Here is a 14927-nt window from a genome sequence, read left to right on the forward strand (position 1 = left end):
GGAAGGCAAATAGAAATGATCCCTGCCAAACGACTGTCCCTCTCGGCGATCCTGTTTCTGGCCGCGGCCATGCCCGCCTACGCCCATGTCGGCATCGGTACGACGTCGTCCTTCACGGCCGGCTTCATGCATCCGCTGTCCGGCCTTGATCATATGGCCGTGATGCTCGCGGTCGGGTTGTGGGCGGCCCTCAAGGGCGGCAGGGCGATCTGGGCGTGGCCCGCGGCTTTTGTCGGCGTCATGCTGGGCGGCGCGGCCCTTGGCATGGCGCATGTGCCGGTGCCCTTCGTCGAGCCTGGCATACTGGCCTCCGTCGTGGCGCTTGGCCTGCTGGTGGCGCTGGCCATCGATCTGCCCGTCTCGGCCGGCGTCGCCATTATCGGCCTGTTCGCGCTATTCCACGGTCACGCCCATGGCACCGAAGTGCCGGAAAACGCCGGCGGCCTTGAATACATGGCCGGCTTTGCCGTCGCCACGGCGCTGCTTCATGCCACCGGCATCGCCGCCGGCCTAGGCCTCGGTCTCAGGTTCCGTGGTCTGGCGCGTGTCGCGGGTGCGGCCTGCGCGGCGACCGGCGTCGGCCTCGCCTTCGGCGTCGTGTGATCTCAGATGATCCCCGGTGAAATCATCCCCGTTCAAGGCGACATTGAGCTCAACAAGGGCCTGCCGACCGTCACCCTGAAAGTCGCCAACACTGGCGACCGGCCGATCCAGGTCGGCAGCCACTACCATTTCTTCGAAACCAATGAGGGGCTGAAGTTCGACCGCCAACAGGCGCGCGGCATGCGCCTCGACATCGCCGCCGGCACCGCCATGCGCTTCGAGCCGGGACAGGAACGCGACGTCACGCTGGTGCCGCTCGGCGGCAAGCGCGAGGTCTATGGATTCCAGCAGAAGGTGATGGGCAAGCTGTGAGACCGGTGGTGTCTCATGCGTGGCGTGCAAGGATGGCGATAGGCTTCGAGGCAAGCCTGAAAGCAGGCGGTGCTTTCGGCTCAGTCCGACGGCTTGGCGGCCGCATAGATGACGATCTTTCCGGGGTCGTCGAACGCGACGGCGAGAATGTCCTGCGCAGCCACGCGCCGCGAATCGATGGCGTTGAAGAGCAGGGCGTTGGCCTCGATCTCCTTGCGCAATTCCGCGACATCGTCCCGATGCTGCCGGACCTTGTTCTGGATGATTGCCGGCGGACCGCCTTCGCTGCGCGCCGAGTCGGTCAGGAACACGATATCGACCTTGTCGAGTTTGGAGGTCTTGCGCACCGTGCTGATGTTGTCACGCGTGCGGTCGATCGCCGAACTGACTTTTCCGATTTCGGCTGTTGTCTTGGCCTGTTCCTCGTTGATTTGCGAGCCGACGATGCGGTCGACGGTCTCCGGACTTTCAAGACCCTGCGCATTCAGCGCGGCCTGGGGCAAGCTCGCGGCCAGAAACGCGGCCGCCGCAATGGCATGCGGCCATCGGACGTCGGGCAGAGCGGTGAGGGTCATCATTCGCTTTCGCGGTTTGTTTCAACAATCAGGAAGCGAAACGACTCCAGACCTGCCACGGTTCCCTTCGCGATACGGCCGGCGGACCGGATACCGGCCCGCCGCGCCGCTTCGTCAGCTGGCCTTCTTGGTGATCAGGGTCAGCGCGCCGTTGGGCTCCATGCTGGCCGCGACCACTTGCGCCGAGGTCAGCCCCTTGGCTTCGAGCGCGGACTTCACCTTGGGAGTGGCGTCGATCGAGCTGCGCAGCTTCTGCAGGCCTTCGTCGCCACGCTGGGCGATGACCTGGTTGACCTGCGTCTGGGTGTTCTTTGGCAGCTCGGTGATGTCGACAATGTTGACGCTCTGGATCGCCGGCGCCGCCTGCTGAGCGCCGGGAGCGGGCGTGGTCGCGCTGGGGGCGGGCGTGGCCGGAGCAGGTTGCCGCTGGGCACTGGCGGCACCGGGCAGCATCAGGCTGGCAGCGGCTACAAGAATTATCGTTTTGCGCATGGATTTTCCTTCCATCGATTTGGCAAACGGTCGTTTTCGGGTGACCTGTCAACCTCAACCGCCAAATCGGATCAGAAGGTGTCGCCCAGCGGGTCATTGCGTGACCATTGGATGGCGGCAATGTGCAGCTCAATCACGTCGCATTTCGGGAGCAATCGCTGATGGCCAGAATCACCCGCGCCGCCTACGCCCAGATGTACGGCCCGACCGTCGGCGACAAGGTCAGGCTGGCCGACACCGAACTCTTCATCGAGGTTGAAAAGGACCTCACCATTCACGGTGAAGAGGTAAAATTCGGCGGCGGCAAGGTCATCCGCGACGGCATGGGCCAGAGCCAGGTGTCCCGCGCCCAGGGCGCGGTCGATACCGTCATCACCAACGCCCTGGTGATCGACGCCAGCGCCGGTATCTTCAAGGCCGATATCGGCCTCAGGGATGGCCGCATCGCCGCAATCGGCAAGGCCGGCAATCCGGACACGCAAGATGGCGTCACCATCATCATCGGTCCCGGCACCGAAATCATCGCTGGCGAAGGTAAGATCCTGACCGCCGGCGGCTTCGACGCGCATATCCACTTCATCTGCCCGCAGCAGATCGAGGAAGCGCTGATGAGCGGCATCACCACAATGCTCGGCGGCGGCACCGGCCCGGCGCATGGCACGCTGGCGACCACCTGCACGCCAGGCCCTTGGCACATGGCGCGCATGATCCAGTCCTTCGATGCCTTCCCGATGAATATCGGCCTGTCGGGCAAGGGCAACGCGTCGCTGCCGGCAGCGCTGGAAGAAATGGTGCTGGGTGGCGCCTGCTCGCTGAAGCTGCATGAGGATTGGGGCACGACGCCGGCGGCCATCGACTGCTGCCTGTCGGTCGCCGACGAGTACGACGTGCAGGTGATGATCCACACCGATACGCTGAACGAATCCGGCTTCGTCGAAAACACGGTGGCGGCGATCAAGGGCCGCACCATCCATGCCTTCCACACCGAAGGCGCCGGCGGCGGCCATGCGCCCGACATCATCAAGGTCTGCGGCCTGCCCAACGTCATCCCGTCGTCAACCAATCCGACGCGTCCCTACACGGTCAACACGCTGGCCGAGCATCTCGACATGCTGATGGTCTGCCATCATCTGTCGCCGTCGATCCCCGAAGACATCGCCTTTGCCGAAAGCCGTATTCGCAAGGAGACGATCGCGGCGGAGGATATCCTGCACGACATCGGCGCCTTCTCGATCATCTCGTCGGATAGCCAGGCCATGGGCCGTGTCGGTGAAGTGGCGATCCGCACCTGGCAGACCGCCGACAAGATGAAGCGCCAGCGTGGTTCGCTGCCGCAGGAGACCGGCAACAACGACAATTTCCGCGTCCGCCGCTACATCGCCAAATACACCATCAACCCGGCCATCGCGCATGGGCTGTCGAAAGACATCGGCTCGATCGCCGTCGGCAAACGCGCCGACCTGGTGCTGTGGAACCCGGCCTTCTTCGGTGTCAAACCGGAGATGGTGCTGATCGGCGGCATGATCGCCGCAGCCCCCATGGGCGACCCCAACGCCTCGATCCCGACGCCGCAGCCAATGCATTACCGGCCGATGTTCGGCGCCTATGGCAAGGCCAGAACCAATTCGTCGGTGACCTTCGTTTCGAAAGCAGCACTTGAGTCGGGCCTGCATGGCCGGCTTGGCGTCGACAAGCAGTTCGTCGCCGTCGAAAACACCCGCGGCGGCATCGGCAAACATTCGATGGTGCTCAACGACGCCACGCCGCATGTCGAGGTCGATCCTGAAACTTATGAAGTGCGTGCCGACGGTGAATTGCTCACCTGTGAGCCGGCAACGGTGCTGCCGATGGCGCAGCGGTATTTTCTGTTTTGATGTGAAGGGCGATTCGATCGATCCGCCAAAATCCGTTGCGACCCGGTCGGCGACGCCCCAATATGCGGCTCAGCGAAACCCGCGTGATTGGTTATGGCCAGCGAAATAGCCTCCCCCCACGACATCTTCCCGCATATCCGCATCGTCATGGGCATGGTGATCGGGCTTGGCGTCACCCGCCTGCTATCGGGGCTAGCCCGCATCGTCCAGCATCCCGGCCAGTACCGGCTCTATCCCGTGCATCTGGCCTGGGTCGCCTCCATGCTGTTGCTGCTGGTGCATTTCTGGTGGTGGGAGTTCGGCCTCTACGCCATCGAGACCTGGACCTTTGGCAAGTACCTGTTCCTCATCTTCTACGCGATCACGCTGTTCCTGCTGTGTGCGCTGCTGTTTCCGGATTCGATGCTCGACTACACCAGCTACGAGGATTTCTTCTATTCGCGCCGCGCCTGGTTTTTCGGCCTGCTGGCCGCGACCTATCTGCTCGATGTGGTCGACACGCTGCTGAAGGGGCCCGAGCACTTTGCCCGCTATGGCAACGAATATCTGTTTCGCACCCCGGTCTTCGTCGCGCTGTGCATTGCCGCCATCCTGGTGCGCGACCGCCGGTTTCACATCGCCTTCGTCGCCGGCACGCTGATCTATCAGATATCGTTCATCCTGCGGCTCTTCGACACGATCGTATGACTATAGCGGATGGTCTAGAGTCGCGGGAAAGGCAGGGCTTTACCATGTACAGGGCCATCGGATCGCGCGGATCCCGGGTCAGCCGCGTTCTCTGGATGCTCGAGGAACTCGGGCAGCCCTATGAATTCGTCGAAGTGAAACTGCGCTCGCCGGAAGCCTATGCGCTCAACCCATCGGGCAAGGTGCCGATCCTGATCGACGGCGAGCTGACGGTGACGGATTCGGCGGCGATCTGCGTCTATCTGGCCGACAAGCACGCGGACAAAGGCATGGGTGCAAATCCGGGCGTCGCCGGTCGGGCCGAGATGGATTCCTGGATGCATTTTGCCCAGAGCGAGTTCGAGGCGCCGCTGTGGAACAAATTGCGCCACCGCTTCCTGCTGCCGAGGGAAGTGCGGGTCGATGTCGGCCCCGCGGCGGCCTATGATTTCGCTTCGGAAGCCAAAGCGCTGGACCGCCGGCTTGGCGACAAGCCGTTTGCGCTCGGCGAGCGGTTTTCCGCCGTCGACGTGCTGCTCGGCGACATGGGCAGCTGGGCCCGCGCCGGAAAATTTCCGATCGAGTCCGAGCGCGTCAACGCCTATTTCGACAGGGTGCTTTCGCGCCCTGCCCGCGCGCGGGCACAAGCCAATGGCGGAGCCATGAAATGAAACTCAACCTCAACACCGACTTCACCAAATTCCCGCGCGCCGTCTCCGTGCTGCCCGCTGGTGGTGTGGGATCCACGGCACCCTCCGGCCAAGCGGTTCTCCCTCATGACGAGCGGCATCTGCGCCGCCGCGCCATCGAACTGTCAGACGGCAGCAAGGTGCTGGTCGACCTGCCCGAGCCTGTTGCCTTGAATGACGGCGACCGGCTGGTGCTGGAGGATGGCCGTCATGTCGAGATCCTTGCGGCGCCGGAAGAGGTCTATGACATCCGCGCCCGCGACGGCGTGCATCTGACCGAGCTTGCCTGGCACATCGGCAACCGCCATCTTGCCGCGGGCATCGAGGCGGATCGCATCGTCATCCTGCGTGACCACGTCATCAAGGCGATGCTTGAGGGGCTCGGCGCCACGGTGCGCGAGGTTTCCGAGCCGTTCAAGCCGGTGCGCGGCGCCTATTCCGGTCATGGTGGTGGGCATGGTCATGACCATGGCCACGATCATAGCCATGCCGACGCGCACGCGCATAGCCATGGTGAGGCACATTCCCATTCGCACAGTGAATCGCATTCTCACGCACACAGCCATTCGCACGACGGCCACCACCACGATCATGACTGACCAGCCTTCGAACATCGCCCTGCTGCGGCTGATGGCGTGGCTGTCGCCGGCCTTCCCGGTCGGTGGCTTTGCCTATAGCCATGGGCTGGAGCGCGCGGTGCATGACGGGCTGGTGACCGATGCCGCCGGCCTTGCCGGCTGGTTGGAAACGCTGGTTGAAATGGGTTCGGGCTGGAACGATGCGGTGCTGTTTGCCGAGAGCTGGCGCTGTGCACGCAACGCCGGCGATCACGACGACGTCGCCGCACTGGCCGAGGCGCTCGCCGGCTCACGCGAGCGCCACACCGAGACCACGCTGCAAGGTTCAGCCTTCCTGAAGGCTGCCGCCGCCTGGCCCAATCCCGTGCTGGAGCGCTTGCCGGCCGAATGCGCCTATTGCGTCGCGGTCGGCTCCATTGCCGGCGGCAATGGCATTGCACTGCAGGATGCGCTGTCCGCCTTCCTGCAAACCTTCTTCTCCAATCTCGTCCAGGCGGCGATCAGGCTCGGTGTCGTCGGCCAAAGCGAGGCCACCACACTTCTGGCCGGCTTCGAGCCGCTGGCGCTCTCGACCGCCGCCCGCGCGTCCCGCTCGACATTGGACGATCTCGGCGGCTGTGCCTTCGTATCCGACGTCGTGGCGATGAAGCACGAAACCCAGTATTCGCGGCTGTTTCGCTCATGATCCTCCTCGCCTTCGCGCTGTCCATTGTCCTGCTGCTGATCACGGCGCTGCATGTCTATTGGGGCATTGGCGGCATCTGGCCGGGCAGGGATGCAGCGTCCTGCGCCCACGCCGTTGTCGGTTTTCGCGGCGTCGATGAAATGCCGACGCCGTTCGCCAGTTTCGCGGTTGCCGCCTGTCTCGGCCTGGCGACGCTGTGGCCGCTGGCGCTCATCGGCTTCTTTGCCTCGCCCTTCCCCAGGGAAGGCCTTGCCGCCACCGCGCTGCTCATTGGGCTGGTGTTCCTGGGGCGCGGTATTGCCGGCTTCACGCCGTGGTGGCGGCGGCTGGCGCCCGAGCAGCCTTTCGCACGGCTCGATACCAGTTATTATTCGCCGCTCTGCCTGTTGATCGGGCTCGGCTTCGCCATCCTCGCCATCATGGAGTTCCCGACATGACTCAAGCTAACGGCCCACTTCGCATCGGCATTGGCGGCCCTGTCGGTTCCGGCAAGACGACGCTCACCGAAAAACTCTGCAAGGCGCTGCGCGACGAATTCTCGATCGCGGTCGTCACCAACGATATCTACACCAGGGAAGACGCCATGATGCTGGCGCGGCTGCAGGCGCTGCCGGAAGACCGCATTGTCGGCGTCGAGACCGGCGGCTGCCCGCATACAGCCATCCGCGAGGACGCTTCGATCAATTTGCAGGCGATCGCCGAACTCAACCGGAAATTCCCCGATCTCGACATCATCTTCATCGAATCCGGCGGCGACAACCTTGCCGCCACCTTCTCGCCGGACCTTGCCGACCTGACGCTCTATGTCATCTCGGTTTGCCAGGGCGAGGAGATCCCGCGCAAGGGCGGGCCGGCGATCACCCGCTCCGATTTCCTGATCATCAACAAGAGCGACCTGGCACCCTATGTGAACGTCAACCTCGATGTCATGGAGAGCGATGCCGGCCGCATGCGCGGCAAGCGTCCATTCGGCTTCACCGACCTGTCGCGCGGCAAGGGACTGCAGGAGGTCATCGACTTCATCGTCGAGCATGGTGGGCTGAGGACCGTCACTGCCGCCAGCACGGCCGCCTGACAGCCAGCAGCTTCTCCCTGCACCAACCGAAACCCGTTGCGGGCAGCCGCCGGTCACGGCATTCTCGCCAAAACCGGAGGATTTTCGAGATGAGCATTGCCCGCCTGCAGAAAGAGCCGCTGACCAACCTGCCCTTCTACGAAGAGCGCGTCGATCTAGCCTGTGCCTTCCGCTGGACGGCGCGGCTCAACATGCATGAGGCGGTGGCCAACCATTTCTCGCTGGCGGTCAACGACGACGGCACGCAGTTCCTGATGAACCCCAACCAGGTGCATTTCTCGCGCATCAAGGCGAGCGACTTGTTGATGATCGACGCCAACGATCCGAACACGCTTTCCGGCCCCGATGCGCCCGATCCGACCGCCTGGGGCCTGCACGGCGCCATTCATCGCAACGTGCCGCATGCGCGCTGCGTCATGCATGTCCATTCGATCCATGCCACGGTGCTGGCATCGCTCGCCGACTCGACATTGCCGCCGATCGACCAGAATTCGGCGATGTTCTTCAACCGCCATGTCGTCGACGCGCACTATGGCGGGCTGGCCTTCGAGGAAGAGGGCGAGCGCTGCTCGCAGCTCCTCACCGACCCCAAGGTCAAGGTGATGGTGATGGGCAATCACGGCGTGCTGGTTATCGGCGACACAGTCGCCGACGCCTTCAACCGCATGTTCTATTTCGAGCGCGCCGCCGAGACCTACATCAAGGCGCTGTGGACCGGACGCCCGCTGCGCACACTGTCCGACGCGATCGCCGAGAAGGCGGCGAGCGAAATGGATGATTATCCGGGCCAGGCCGAGCGTCATCTAGCCGAGTTGAAGGCGATCCTCGACGAGCAGGAACCCGTGTACCGGAATTAAAGACCGAGCTCGGCGCGCAATTCCTCGGCGCTGTTGATGACGACAGCGCCGGCTGGTCCTTCCATCGGTTTTTCCGGCCAGAAGATCGTCTTCATGCCCGCTGCCAGACCCGCCATGGCGCCCGGCCAGCTGTCGTCGACCGCCACCGCGTGTGCGGGATCGACATCGGCCAGATAGGCGGCGCGCAGGAAGGGTTCGGCGTGCGGCTTGCCATCGCGCACATCGTTGCGGCTGATCGTCTTCATGCCAGGATAGAAGAGGCCGACCATGCGCAGATTGGCGTCGACGATCATCCGGTCCGAATTGGAGACCACCGCCTGCTGCACGCCAAGCGCACGTAATTCGTTGAAGACCTCGATGGCGCCGGGGCGCGGCTTCAAGCCCTCGACCAGGGGCAGATAGTGCTCGTATTTGCGCATGATCCAATCGTCGAAGGGCAGGTCCAGGCCGAATTCGTCGCGCATCATTTCATAGACCGGCCAGGCGGCGACGCCGAGCACGCGCTCATGCAGGTCGGCGGGCGGCTTGAGGCCGACATTGCGCATCGCCGCCACCAGGGCTGCCTCGTGCAGTGGCTCGCTGTCGACCAGCGTACCGTCCATGTCCCAGAAAACCGCCTTCGGTGTCATGCAGCGCTCCTTTTGCGATCCCCTTAAAGGGTTTGCGCCGGGAGATAAACCGTCGGGATCACAGAAGGTGACTGCGACCGGAACCAAAGCCGCCCTCGTCTGTGCGGTCAGAGATTGTCCGCGGGAAAATCCCAGTCGCGCACAAGCAAACAATTGCCCTTGAGATTGACAATTGCGCAGACTGCCGTTCCCTGCGAAACTAAGAGCGGACCGCCTTGATGACCGGCGGCCTTGGGAGGCAGGACGTGAATACCCGGCAGGACGGCGGCAGCAACAGGCTGGACGACGCGGCGCGCGCCGGCTGGCTCTATTATGTTGCCGGCCACACACAGGACCAGATCGCCGCCACGCTCGGCATTTCGCGGCAAACGGCGCAGCGACTGGTGTCGCTGGCGGTGTCGGAAGGCTTGATCAAGGTTCGTGTCGACCATCCGATCGCCAATTGCCTTGACCTGGCGGCCCGGCTGAAATCGCGTTTCGCGCTCGACCTGGTCGAGGTGGTGCCAAGCGATCCCAATTCATCCTCCACCACCATCGGCATCGCCGAGGCGGCGGCCGCCGAGATCGAGCGGCGGCTGCGCTCGCCGACGCCGATCGTCATGGGCATCGGCACCGGACGCACGCTGAAGGCGGCGATCGAGCAATTGCCGCCAATGGAGTGTCCACAGCACAAGGTGGTGTCGTTGACCGGCAACATCTCGCCGGACGGTTCGGCCGCCTACTACAACGTCATCTTCACCATGGCCGACCGGGTCAAGGCGCGCTCCTTCCCGATGCCGTTGCCGGTCATCGCCTCCTCGCCGCAAGAGCGCGAGATGCTGCTCAACCAGCCGATGATCCAGCCGACGCTGGCGCTGGCGGCGGAAGCCGACGTCACCTTCATCGGCATCGGTGATCTCGGTCCCAAGGCGCCGCTCTATGAGGACGGCTTCATTTCGGAAAGCGAGCTGAAAGCCTTGCAGAAGGCAGGTGGCATCGCCGAGATCGTCGGCTGGGTGTTCGACAGGGAAGGCCGCATGATCGAGGGCATCACCAACGACCGGGTGTCGTCGGCGTCGCTGCCGTCGCGCGAGAAGTCACTGGTCATTGCGCTGGCCATGGGCGAGCGCAAGCTGCCGGGAATCCTGGCGGCCGTGAATCGCCGGCTGGTCAATGGGCTCATCACCGATGAGCGGACGGCGACCGCCCTGCTGGCCAGCATCTGATCCGAAATCGCGACCGCTCGTCGGGTGCGGCCGCTGCTTTGCGATAAAGCCAACAAGTCTATCTGTGCCTGCCAAAGGGGTCGTTGCCATCGAGGAAACCGACGTCGCGCTGCAGATGCGGCGACAGGTCCCTGATGTCGAGGAGCGCCCTTTTTCTGATCGCGAACCAGCCGAATCCGTCCGTTAGCCAAGAAATCCAGCGGTGATCCGGAGCGGGAGTGCATTTTTGCTGCGCCATGGTCATGATCGTGAACCTTCGCTATCCTGAACCCAAATGACGGGTTGACACTGAATGTCGGTCTCGCCGGCCAACTTTGCCAATCGAACGTCGATAAGGACCCATAAGGAGGCCTTATGCCCGATCTGAGCTCACCACAGCTTTCGCAACTCCCGCCGCTGCAAGCGATCCGGGTGTTCGAAGCGGTGGCGCGGCATCTTTCCTTCACCAAGGCCGCTGTGGAACTCGGCATGACACAGGCTGCCGTCAGCTATCAGATCAAGGTGCTGGAAGAGCGCGTCGGTTCACCCCTGTTCCTGCGCCGGCCGCGGCAGATCGAATTGACCGAAGCCGGACAGCGCCTCGCACCCGCCGTCAGCGAGGCCTTTGCCATTCTTGGCCAGGCCTATGCCGCGGCGCGCGGCGGCGCGGACGGGTTGTTGTGCGTCACCACGGTGCTGACCTTTGCCTCGAACTGGCTGGCCCACCGGCTGGGCTCGTTCCAACTCGCGCATCCGGCGCTTGCCGTGCGGCTGGAGACATCGAGCCGGCTGACGGATTTCGCGCGTGAGGATACCGATATCGCCATCCGCTCGGGCGGCGGCAAATGGCCGGGGTTGGAATCCCACAAGCTGCTCGACGCCGACTTCACGCCGATGCTGAGCCCGAAGCTCGCGGCGAGCATCGGCGGCGTCAAGGAGCCGGCAGACCTGTTGCGGCTGCCGATCCTCGATCCGGGCGACGTCTGGTGGACGCAATGGTTCGAGACGGCAGGCGTGCATGCGCACGACCTTGCCACGCGGCCCGGCAGCAGCATGGGCGCGCAGGCCTATGAGGCCAATGCGGCGATCGCCGGTCATGGCGTGGCGATCCTGACCAGGGCGCTGTTCAAGGCGGAACTCGCCGAAGGTCGCCTGATCCAACCCTTCGACCTGGTCGGCGACGATGGCCATGCCTATTGGCTGGTCTATCCCGAAGCGCGCCGCAACGTGCCGAAGATCCGCGCCTTCCGCGACTGGTTGCTGGCCGAGATCGCTTGCTGACAGGCGCAGCGCACCCGCTTCAGGCCTCCACGCCTTCCTGTCCCGTCGCCTGATATCCGGCACGGGCGTGGTTTGCCGCCCCAATTTCCATGCCTCTGTCGGGCGCCGGGAAGGCCGAGTGCTGCGCTGCAGCATCGAATCCGGCTTGACATAATTCACGCCAAGTGAGTAATTGCTCAAAGCCAAGGCAAATGCTCATCTTGGTTCATGGGAGGAATTTGATGAAACTGCGCACGCTCACCCTGGGCTTGTTGTCGGCCAGCGCTCTCGCTTTTGCCGCACATGCCGAATCCATCACCATCGCCACCGTCAACAATGGCGACATGGTCCGCATGCAGAAGCTGACCGAAGACTTCACCAAGGCTAACCCCGACATCCAGCTCAACTGGGTCACACTTGAAGAGAACGTGCTGCGCGAGCGCGTCACCACAGACATCGCCACCAAGGGTGGCCAGTATGACGTGATGACCATCGGCACCTACGAGGTTCCGATCTGGGCCAAGCAGAGCTGGCTGCTGCCGCTCGACAAGCTCGGCGACGACTATGACGCCAAGGACATCATCCCGGCCATCGCCGGCGGTCTTTCGGTCGACGGCAAGCTCTATGCCGCGCCCTTCTACGGCGAAAGCTCCTTCGTCATGTACCGCAAGGATTTGATGGAAAAGGCAGGGCTGAAGATGCCCGACGCGCCGACCTGGGACTTCATCAAGCAGGCCGCCGACAAGATGACCGACCGCGCCAATGGCGTGAACGGCGTGTGCCTGCGCGGCAAGGCCGGCTGGGGCGAGAACATGGCCTTCCTGACCGCCATGTCGAACTCCTTCGGCGCCCGCTGGTTCGACGAGAACTGGAAGCCGCAGTTCGATCAGCCGGAATGGAAGAACACGCTGCAGTTCTATGTCGACCTGATGAAGGCCGACGGTCCTGAGGGCGCGTCCTCCAACGGCTTCAACGAAAACCTGGCGCTGTTCCAGCAGGGCAAGTGCGGCATGTGGATCGACGCCACGGTCGCGGCGTCCTTCGTTTCGGATCCGAAGAACTCGACCGTCGCCGACAAGGTTGGCTATGCGCTCGCTCCCGACAACGGGCTCGGCAAGCGCGGCAACTGGCTGTGGGCTTGGTCGCTGGCCATTCCGGCCGGCACGCAGAAGGCTGATGCCGCCGAGAAGTTCGTGTCCTGGGCGACCAGCAAGCACTATGCCGAGCTCGTCGCTTCGAAGGAAGGCTGGGCCAACGTTCCTCCGGGCACGCGCTCCTCGCTCTACGCCAATGCCGAGTACCAGAAGGCGGCTCCGTTCGCCAAGATGACGCTGGACTCGATCAACGCTGCCGACCCGACGCATCCGACCGTCAAGCCGGTGCCTTATGTCGGCGTGCAGTTCGTCGCCATCCCTGAGTTCCAGGGCCTTGGCACCACTGTCGGCCAGCTCTTCTCGGCGGCTCTTGCCGGTCAGTCGAGCGTCGACGACGCGCTGAAGCAGGCGCAGGACGCCGCCACCGCGGCGATGACCGAAGGCGGTTATATCAAGTAAGGCTCCTCCCGGTGCCGAATGCCGGCCGCACACCATGACCGGCAATGGCCGCCCGAGTCCCAGTTCGGGCGGCCATCTTCACAATCCTGGAAAATCTGGCACAACTCTAAAAATCTAGCTGAACTTGGAGGGTGACCGTCATGGCTACTCAGCAGACCCGTTCGCTTGCCCGTTTCATGATGGCGCCATCCGTTGTGCTGCTGTTCGTCTGGATGATCGTGCCGCTGGCACTCACGTTTTGGTTCTCCTTCCAGCAGTACAATCCGCTCAACCCGGCCCGCGATGGGTTCGTCTGGTTCTCGAACTACGCGCTGTTCTATTCCAACCCGGCCTTCCTGCAGTCGATCCTCAACACGCTTGTCCTCGTCGGCAGCGTGCTGTTGATCACGGTGATCGGCGGCATCCTGCTGGCGCTTCTGATCGATCAGCCGATGTGGGGACAGGGGATCGTGCGCATCCTCGTCATCTCGCCGTTCTTCGTCATGCCGCCGGTGGCCGCATTGGTCTGGAAGAACATGATCATGCACCCGCAATACGGGGTGTTCGCCGACATAGCGCGGTTCTTCGGGGCGCAACCGATAGACTGGTTCGGGCAGCATCCGATGCTGGCGATCATCATCATCGTCGCCTGGCAGTGGCTGCCTTTCGCGACGCTGATCCTGTTGACCGCGCTGCAATCACTCGACGGCGAACAGAAGGAGGCCGCGGAAATGGACGGCGCCGGCTTCGTCAGCCGCTTCATCTATCTGACGCTGCCGCATATGTCGCGCGCCATCACCGTGGTCATCCTGATCCAGACGATCTTCCTGCTCTCGGTCTATGCCGAGATCCTCGTCACCACCAATGGCGGCCCCGGCTACGCCTCCACCAACCTGCCCTTCCTCGTCTACCAGAAGGCGTTGCTGGAGTTCAAAATCGGCCAGGCATCCGCGGGCGGCATCATCGCTGTCATTCTCGCCAACATCGTCGCCTTCTTCGCCATGCGCGCAGTCGGCAAGAACCTCGACAAGTAAGGGAGGACAAGATGGCCCGTGCAGTCACCACCCAGCACAAGACGATCGCGACGGCCGCGGCCTGGATCGTCGCTCTGCTGATCTTCTTCCCGATCCTCTATACGATCATCACCTCGTTCAAGTCGGAACAGGAGGCGATCCAGGGCTTCAACCTGATCCCGTCGGGAACATTCGAAAGCTATACCGAGGTTCAGGCGCAGAGCGGCTACTTCAAGTTCTTCTTCAATTCGGTGCTGCTCTCGGTCGGTTCGACCATTCTGGCCCTGCTCGTCGCCATACCGGCGGCATGGTCGATGGCGTTCTCGCCGACCAAGCGGACCAAGGACATATTGATGTGGATGCTATCCACCAAGATGATGCCGGCGGTCGCCGTGCTGTTCCCGATCTACCTGATCTTCCGCGACACCGGCCTGCTCGACAGCCGCATCGGCCTGATGATCATGCTGATGCTGATCAACCTGCCGATCGTGGTGTGGATGCTCTACACCTACTTCCGCGAAATCCCCGGCGAGATCCTGGAAGCGGCGCGCATGGACGGCGCCTCGCTGTGGAACGAGATCATCTATGTACTGACGCCGATGGCGGTGCCTGGCATCGCGTCGACAATGCTGCTCAACATCATCCTGGCCTGGAACGAGGCGTTCTGGACCATCCGCCTGACCACCACGGAAGCAGCGCCGCTGACCGCCTTCATCAGTTCGTTCTCCAGCCCGCAAGGCCTGTTCTGGGCCAAGCTTTCGGCAGCCTCGACGCTGGCGATCGCGCCGATCCTGATCATGGGCTGGTTCAGCCAGAAGCAGCTGGTGCGCGGCCTGACATTTGGTGCCGTGAAATAAATACCGCCGCACGCAACCGACGACGGACAATAACCCCTCGGGGAGG

General features: G+C 63.3%; 19 protein-coding genes. 15 read left to right on the forward strand and 4 right to left on the reverse strand.

Features of this window, described 5'->3' with window-relative positions; translation table 11 throughout:
• Positions 1-15 precede the first annotated feature (15 nt).
• Together AC56QX_RS04305 and AC56QX_RS04310 are read left to right on the forward strand one after the other, a co-directional pair.
• On the forward strand, positions 16-603 hold the full coding sequence (locus AC56QX_RS04305; RefSeq protein WP_497113860.1) for a HupE/UreJ family protein: 588 nt from the start codon (positions 16-18) through the stop codon (positions 601-603).
• A 6-nt stretch (positions 604-609) separates the two neighbouring features.
• Positions 610-915, forward strand: coding sequence for an urease subunit beta (locus AC56QX_RS04310; RefSeq protein ID WP_497113861.1), 306 nt, complete (start codon positions 610-612; stop codon positions 913-915).
• Positions 916-995: 80 nt separating this feature from the next.
• On the opposite strand, the gene AC56QX_RS04315 is transcribed toward AC56QX_RS04310, so the two are convergent.
• Both AC56QX_RS04315 and AC56QX_RS04320 read right to left on the reverse strand, forming a co-directional pair.
• A complete protein-coding gene (locus AC56QX_RS04315; protein ID WP_497113862.1) occupies positions 996-1490 on the reverse strand; it encodes a hypothetical protein in 495 nt (164 codons plus the stop codon).
• 114 nt (positions 1491-1604) lie between these two features.
• On the reverse strand, positions 1605-1982 hold the full coding sequence (locus AC56QX_RS04320) for a hypothetical protein (protein WP_497113863.1): 378 nt from the start codon (positions 1980-1982) through the stop codon (positions 1605-1607).
• A 161-nt stretch (positions 1983-2143) separates the two neighbouring features.
• Here AC56QX_RS04320 and ureC point away from each other — a divergent pair, with 161 nt between their 5' ends.
• From ureC to AC56QX_RS04360, 8 genes are all read left to right on the forward strand, one after another.
• Complete coding sequence (gene ureC / locus AC56QX_RS04325; RefSeq protein WP_497113864.1) at positions 2144-3856, forward strand: urease subunit alpha; 1713 nt, start codon at positions 2144-2146, stop codon at positions 3854-3856.
• Positions 3857-3949: 93 nt separating this feature from the next.
• Positions 3950-4543 carry a hypothetical protein gene (locus AC56QX_RS04330; protein WP_497113865.1) on the forward strand — a complete coding sequence of 198 codons (594 nt, stop codon included), beginning with the start codon at positions 3950-3952 and terminating at the stop codon, positions 4541-4543.
• A 44-nt stretch (positions 4544-4587) separates the two neighbouring features.
• Positions 4588-5193, forward strand: a complete 606-nt coding sequence (locus tag AC56QX_RS04335) for a glutathione S-transferase family protein (protein ID WP_497113867.1) — start codon at positions 4588-4590, stop codon at positions 5191-5193.
• Positions 5190-5810 carry an urease accessory protein UreE gene (gene ureE / locus AC56QX_RS04340; RefSeq protein ID WP_497113868.1) on the forward strand — a complete coding sequence of 207 codons (621 nt, stop codon included), beginning with the start codon at positions 5190-5192 and terminating at the stop codon, positions 5808-5810. The genes AC56QX_RS04335 and ureE overlap by 4 nt, the downstream gene beginning before the upstream one ends.
• Positions 5803-6474: an urease accessory protein UreF gene (locus AC56QX_RS04345; RefSeq protein ID WP_497113870.1), complete on the forward strand. Its 672-nt coding sequence runs from the start codon at positions 5803-5805 to the stop codon at positions 6472-6474. Before ureE ends, AC56QX_RS04345 begins: the two co-directional genes overlap by 8 nt.
• Positions 6471-6911, forward strand: coding sequence for a DUF3995 domain-containing protein (locus AC56QX_RS04350; RefSeq protein WP_497113871.1), 441 nt, complete (start codon positions 6471-6473; stop codon positions 6909-6911). The genes AC56QX_RS04345 and AC56QX_RS04350 overlap by 4 nt, the downstream gene beginning before the upstream one ends.
• The gene (gene ureG / locus AC56QX_RS04355; protein ID WP_497113872.1) at positions 6908-7549 is read left to right on the forward strand and encodes an urease accessory protein UreG; all 642 of its coding nucleotides are present in this window, start codon (positions 6908-6910) and stop codon (positions 7547-7549) included. The genes AC56QX_RS04350 and ureG overlap by 4 nt, the downstream gene beginning before the upstream one ends.
• Positions 7550-7638: 89 nt before the next feature.
• A complete protein-coding gene (locus AC56QX_RS04360) occupies positions 7639-8406 on the forward strand; it encodes a class II aldolase and adducin N-terminal domain-containing protein (RefSeq protein WP_497113873.1) in 768 nt (255 codons plus the stop codon).
• On the opposite strand, the gene AC56QX_RS04365 is transcribed toward AC56QX_RS04360, so the two are convergent.
• The gene (locus AC56QX_RS04365) at positions 8403-9035 is read right to left on the reverse strand and encodes an HAD family hydrolase (RefSeq protein ID WP_497113874.1); all 633 of its coding nucleotides are present in this window, start codon (positions 9033-9035) and stop codon (positions 8403-8405) included. The genes AC56QX_RS04360 and AC56QX_RS04365 overlap by 4 nt on opposite strands.
• A 245-nt stretch (positions 9036-9280) precedes the next feature.
• Here AC56QX_RS04365 and AC56QX_RS04370 point away from each other — a divergent pair, with 245 nt between their 5' ends.
• Entirely contained in the window at positions 9281-10240 is a 960-nt protein-coding gene (locus AC56QX_RS04370; RefSeq protein WP_497113875.1) for a sugar-binding transcriptional regulator, read from the forward strand.
• Between the two features lie 58 nt (positions 10241-10298).
• Here the strand turns inward: AC56QX_RS04370 and AC56QX_RS04375 are convergent, their stop codons facing one another.
• Positions 10299-10484 carry a hypothetical protein gene (locus AC56QX_RS04375; RefSeq protein ID WP_497113876.1) on the reverse strand — a complete coding sequence of 62 codons (186 nt, stop codon included), beginning with the start codon at positions 10482-10484 and terminating at the stop codon, positions 10299-10301.
• Between the two features lie 110 nt (positions 10485-10594).
• On the opposite strand from AC56QX_RS04375, the gene gcvA reads away from it, so the two are divergent.
• The 4 genes from gcvA (at position 10595) to AC56QX_RS04395 (ending at position 14881) form a co-directional block, all read left to right on the forward strand.
• Entirely contained in the window at positions 10595-11500 is a 906-nt protein-coding gene (gene gcvA / locus AC56QX_RS04380) for a transcriptional regulator GcvA (protein ID WP_497113877.1), read from the forward strand.
• A 221-nt stretch (positions 11501-11721) separates the two neighbouring features.
• Complete coding sequence (locus AC56QX_RS04385) at positions 11722-13032, forward strand: ABC transporter substrate-binding protein (RefSeq protein WP_497113879.1); 1311 nt, start codon at positions 11722-11724, stop codon at positions 13030-13032.
• Between the two features lie 140 nt (positions 13033-13172).
• Positions 13173-14045, forward strand: coding sequence for a carbohydrate ABC transporter permease (locus AC56QX_RS04390; protein WP_497113880.1), 873 nt, complete (start codon positions 13173-13175; stop codon positions 14043-14045).
• Between the two features lie 11 nt (positions 14046-14056).
• Positions 14057-14881: a carbohydrate ABC transporter permease gene (locus AC56QX_RS04395; protein WP_497113881.1), complete on the forward strand. Its 825-nt coding sequence runs from the start codon at positions 14057-14059 to the stop codon at positions 14879-14881.
• The last annotated feature ends 46 nt before the right edge of the window (positions 14882-14927 follow it).

It is taken from the genome of Mesorhizobium sp. RCAM 06353, assembly GCF_059683585.1.

Excerpts from the sequence above, each read along its gene's own strand:
- AC56QX_RS04305 (WP_497113860.1), top strand. The coding sequence starts at position 16 with ATGATCCCTGCCAAACGACTGTCCCTCTCGGCGATCCTGTTTCTGGCC.
- AC56QX_RS04310 (WP_497113861.1), top strand. The coding sequence starts at position 610 with ATGATCCCCGGTGAAATCATCCCCGTTCAAGGCGACATTGAGCTCAAC.
- AC56QX_RS04315 (WP_497113862.1), bottom strand. The coding sequence starts at position 1,490 with ATGACCCTCACCGCTCTGCCCGACGTCCGATGGCCGCATGCCATTGCG.
- AC56QX_RS04320 (WP_497113863.1), bottom strand. The coding sequence starts at position 1,982 with ATGCGCAAAACGATAATTCTTGTAGCCGCTGCCAGCCTGATGCTGCCC.
- ureC (WP_497113864.1), top strand. The coding sequence starts at position 2,144 with ATGGCCAGAATCACCCGCGCCGCCTACGCCCAGATGTACGGCCCGACC.
- AC56QX_RS04330 (WP_497113865.1), top strand. The coding sequence starts at position 3,950 with ATGGCCAGCGAAATAGCCTCCCCCCACGACATCTTCCCGCATATCCGC.
- AC56QX_RS04335 (WP_497113867.1), top strand. The coding sequence starts at position 4,588 with ATGTACAGGGCCATCGGATCGCGCGGATCCCGGGTCAGCCGCGTTCTC.
- ureE (WP_497113868.1), top strand. The coding sequence starts at position 5,190 with ATGAAACTCAACCTCAACACCGACTTCACCAAATTCCCGCGCGCCGTC.
- AC56QX_RS04345 (WP_497113870.1), top strand. The coding sequence starts at position 5,803 with ATGACTGACCAGCCTTCGAACATCGCCCTGCTGCGGCTGATGGCGTGG.
- AC56QX_RS04350 (WP_497113871.1), top strand. The coding sequence starts at position 6,471 with ATGATCCTCCTCGCCTTCGCGCTGTCCATTGTCCTGCTGCTGATCACG.
- ureG (WP_497113872.1), top strand. The coding sequence starts at position 6,908 with ATGACTCAAGCTAACGGCCCACTTCGCATCGGCATTGGCGGCCCTGTC.
- AC56QX_RS04360 (WP_497113873.1), top strand. The coding sequence starts at position 7,639 with ATGAGCATTGCCCGCCTGCAGAAAGAGCCGCTGACCAACCTGCCCTTC.
- AC56QX_RS04365 (WP_497113874.1), bottom strand. The coding sequence starts at position 9,035 with ATGACACCGAAGGCGGTTTTCTGGGACATGGACGGTACGCTGGTCGAC.
- AC56QX_RS04375 (WP_497113876.1), bottom strand. The coding sequence starts at position 10,484 with ATGACCATGGCGCAGCAAAAATGCACTCCCGCTCCGGATCACCGCTGG.
- gcvA (WP_497113877.1), top strand. The coding sequence starts at position 10,595 with ATGCCCGATCTGAGCTCACCACAGCTTTCGCAACTCCCGCCGCTGCAA.
- AC56QX_RS04385 (WP_497113879.1), top strand. The coding sequence starts at position 11,722 with ATGAAACTGCGCACGCTCACCCTGGGCTTGTTGTCGGCCAGCGCTCTC.
- AC56QX_RS04390 (WP_497113880.1), top strand. The coding sequence starts at position 13,173 with ATGGCTACTCAGCAGACCCGTTCGCTTGCCCGTTTCATGATGGCGCCA.
- AC56QX_RS04395 (WP_497113881.1), top strand. The coding sequence starts at position 14,057 with ATGGCCCGTGCAGTCACCACCCAGCACAAGACGATCGCGACGGCCGCG.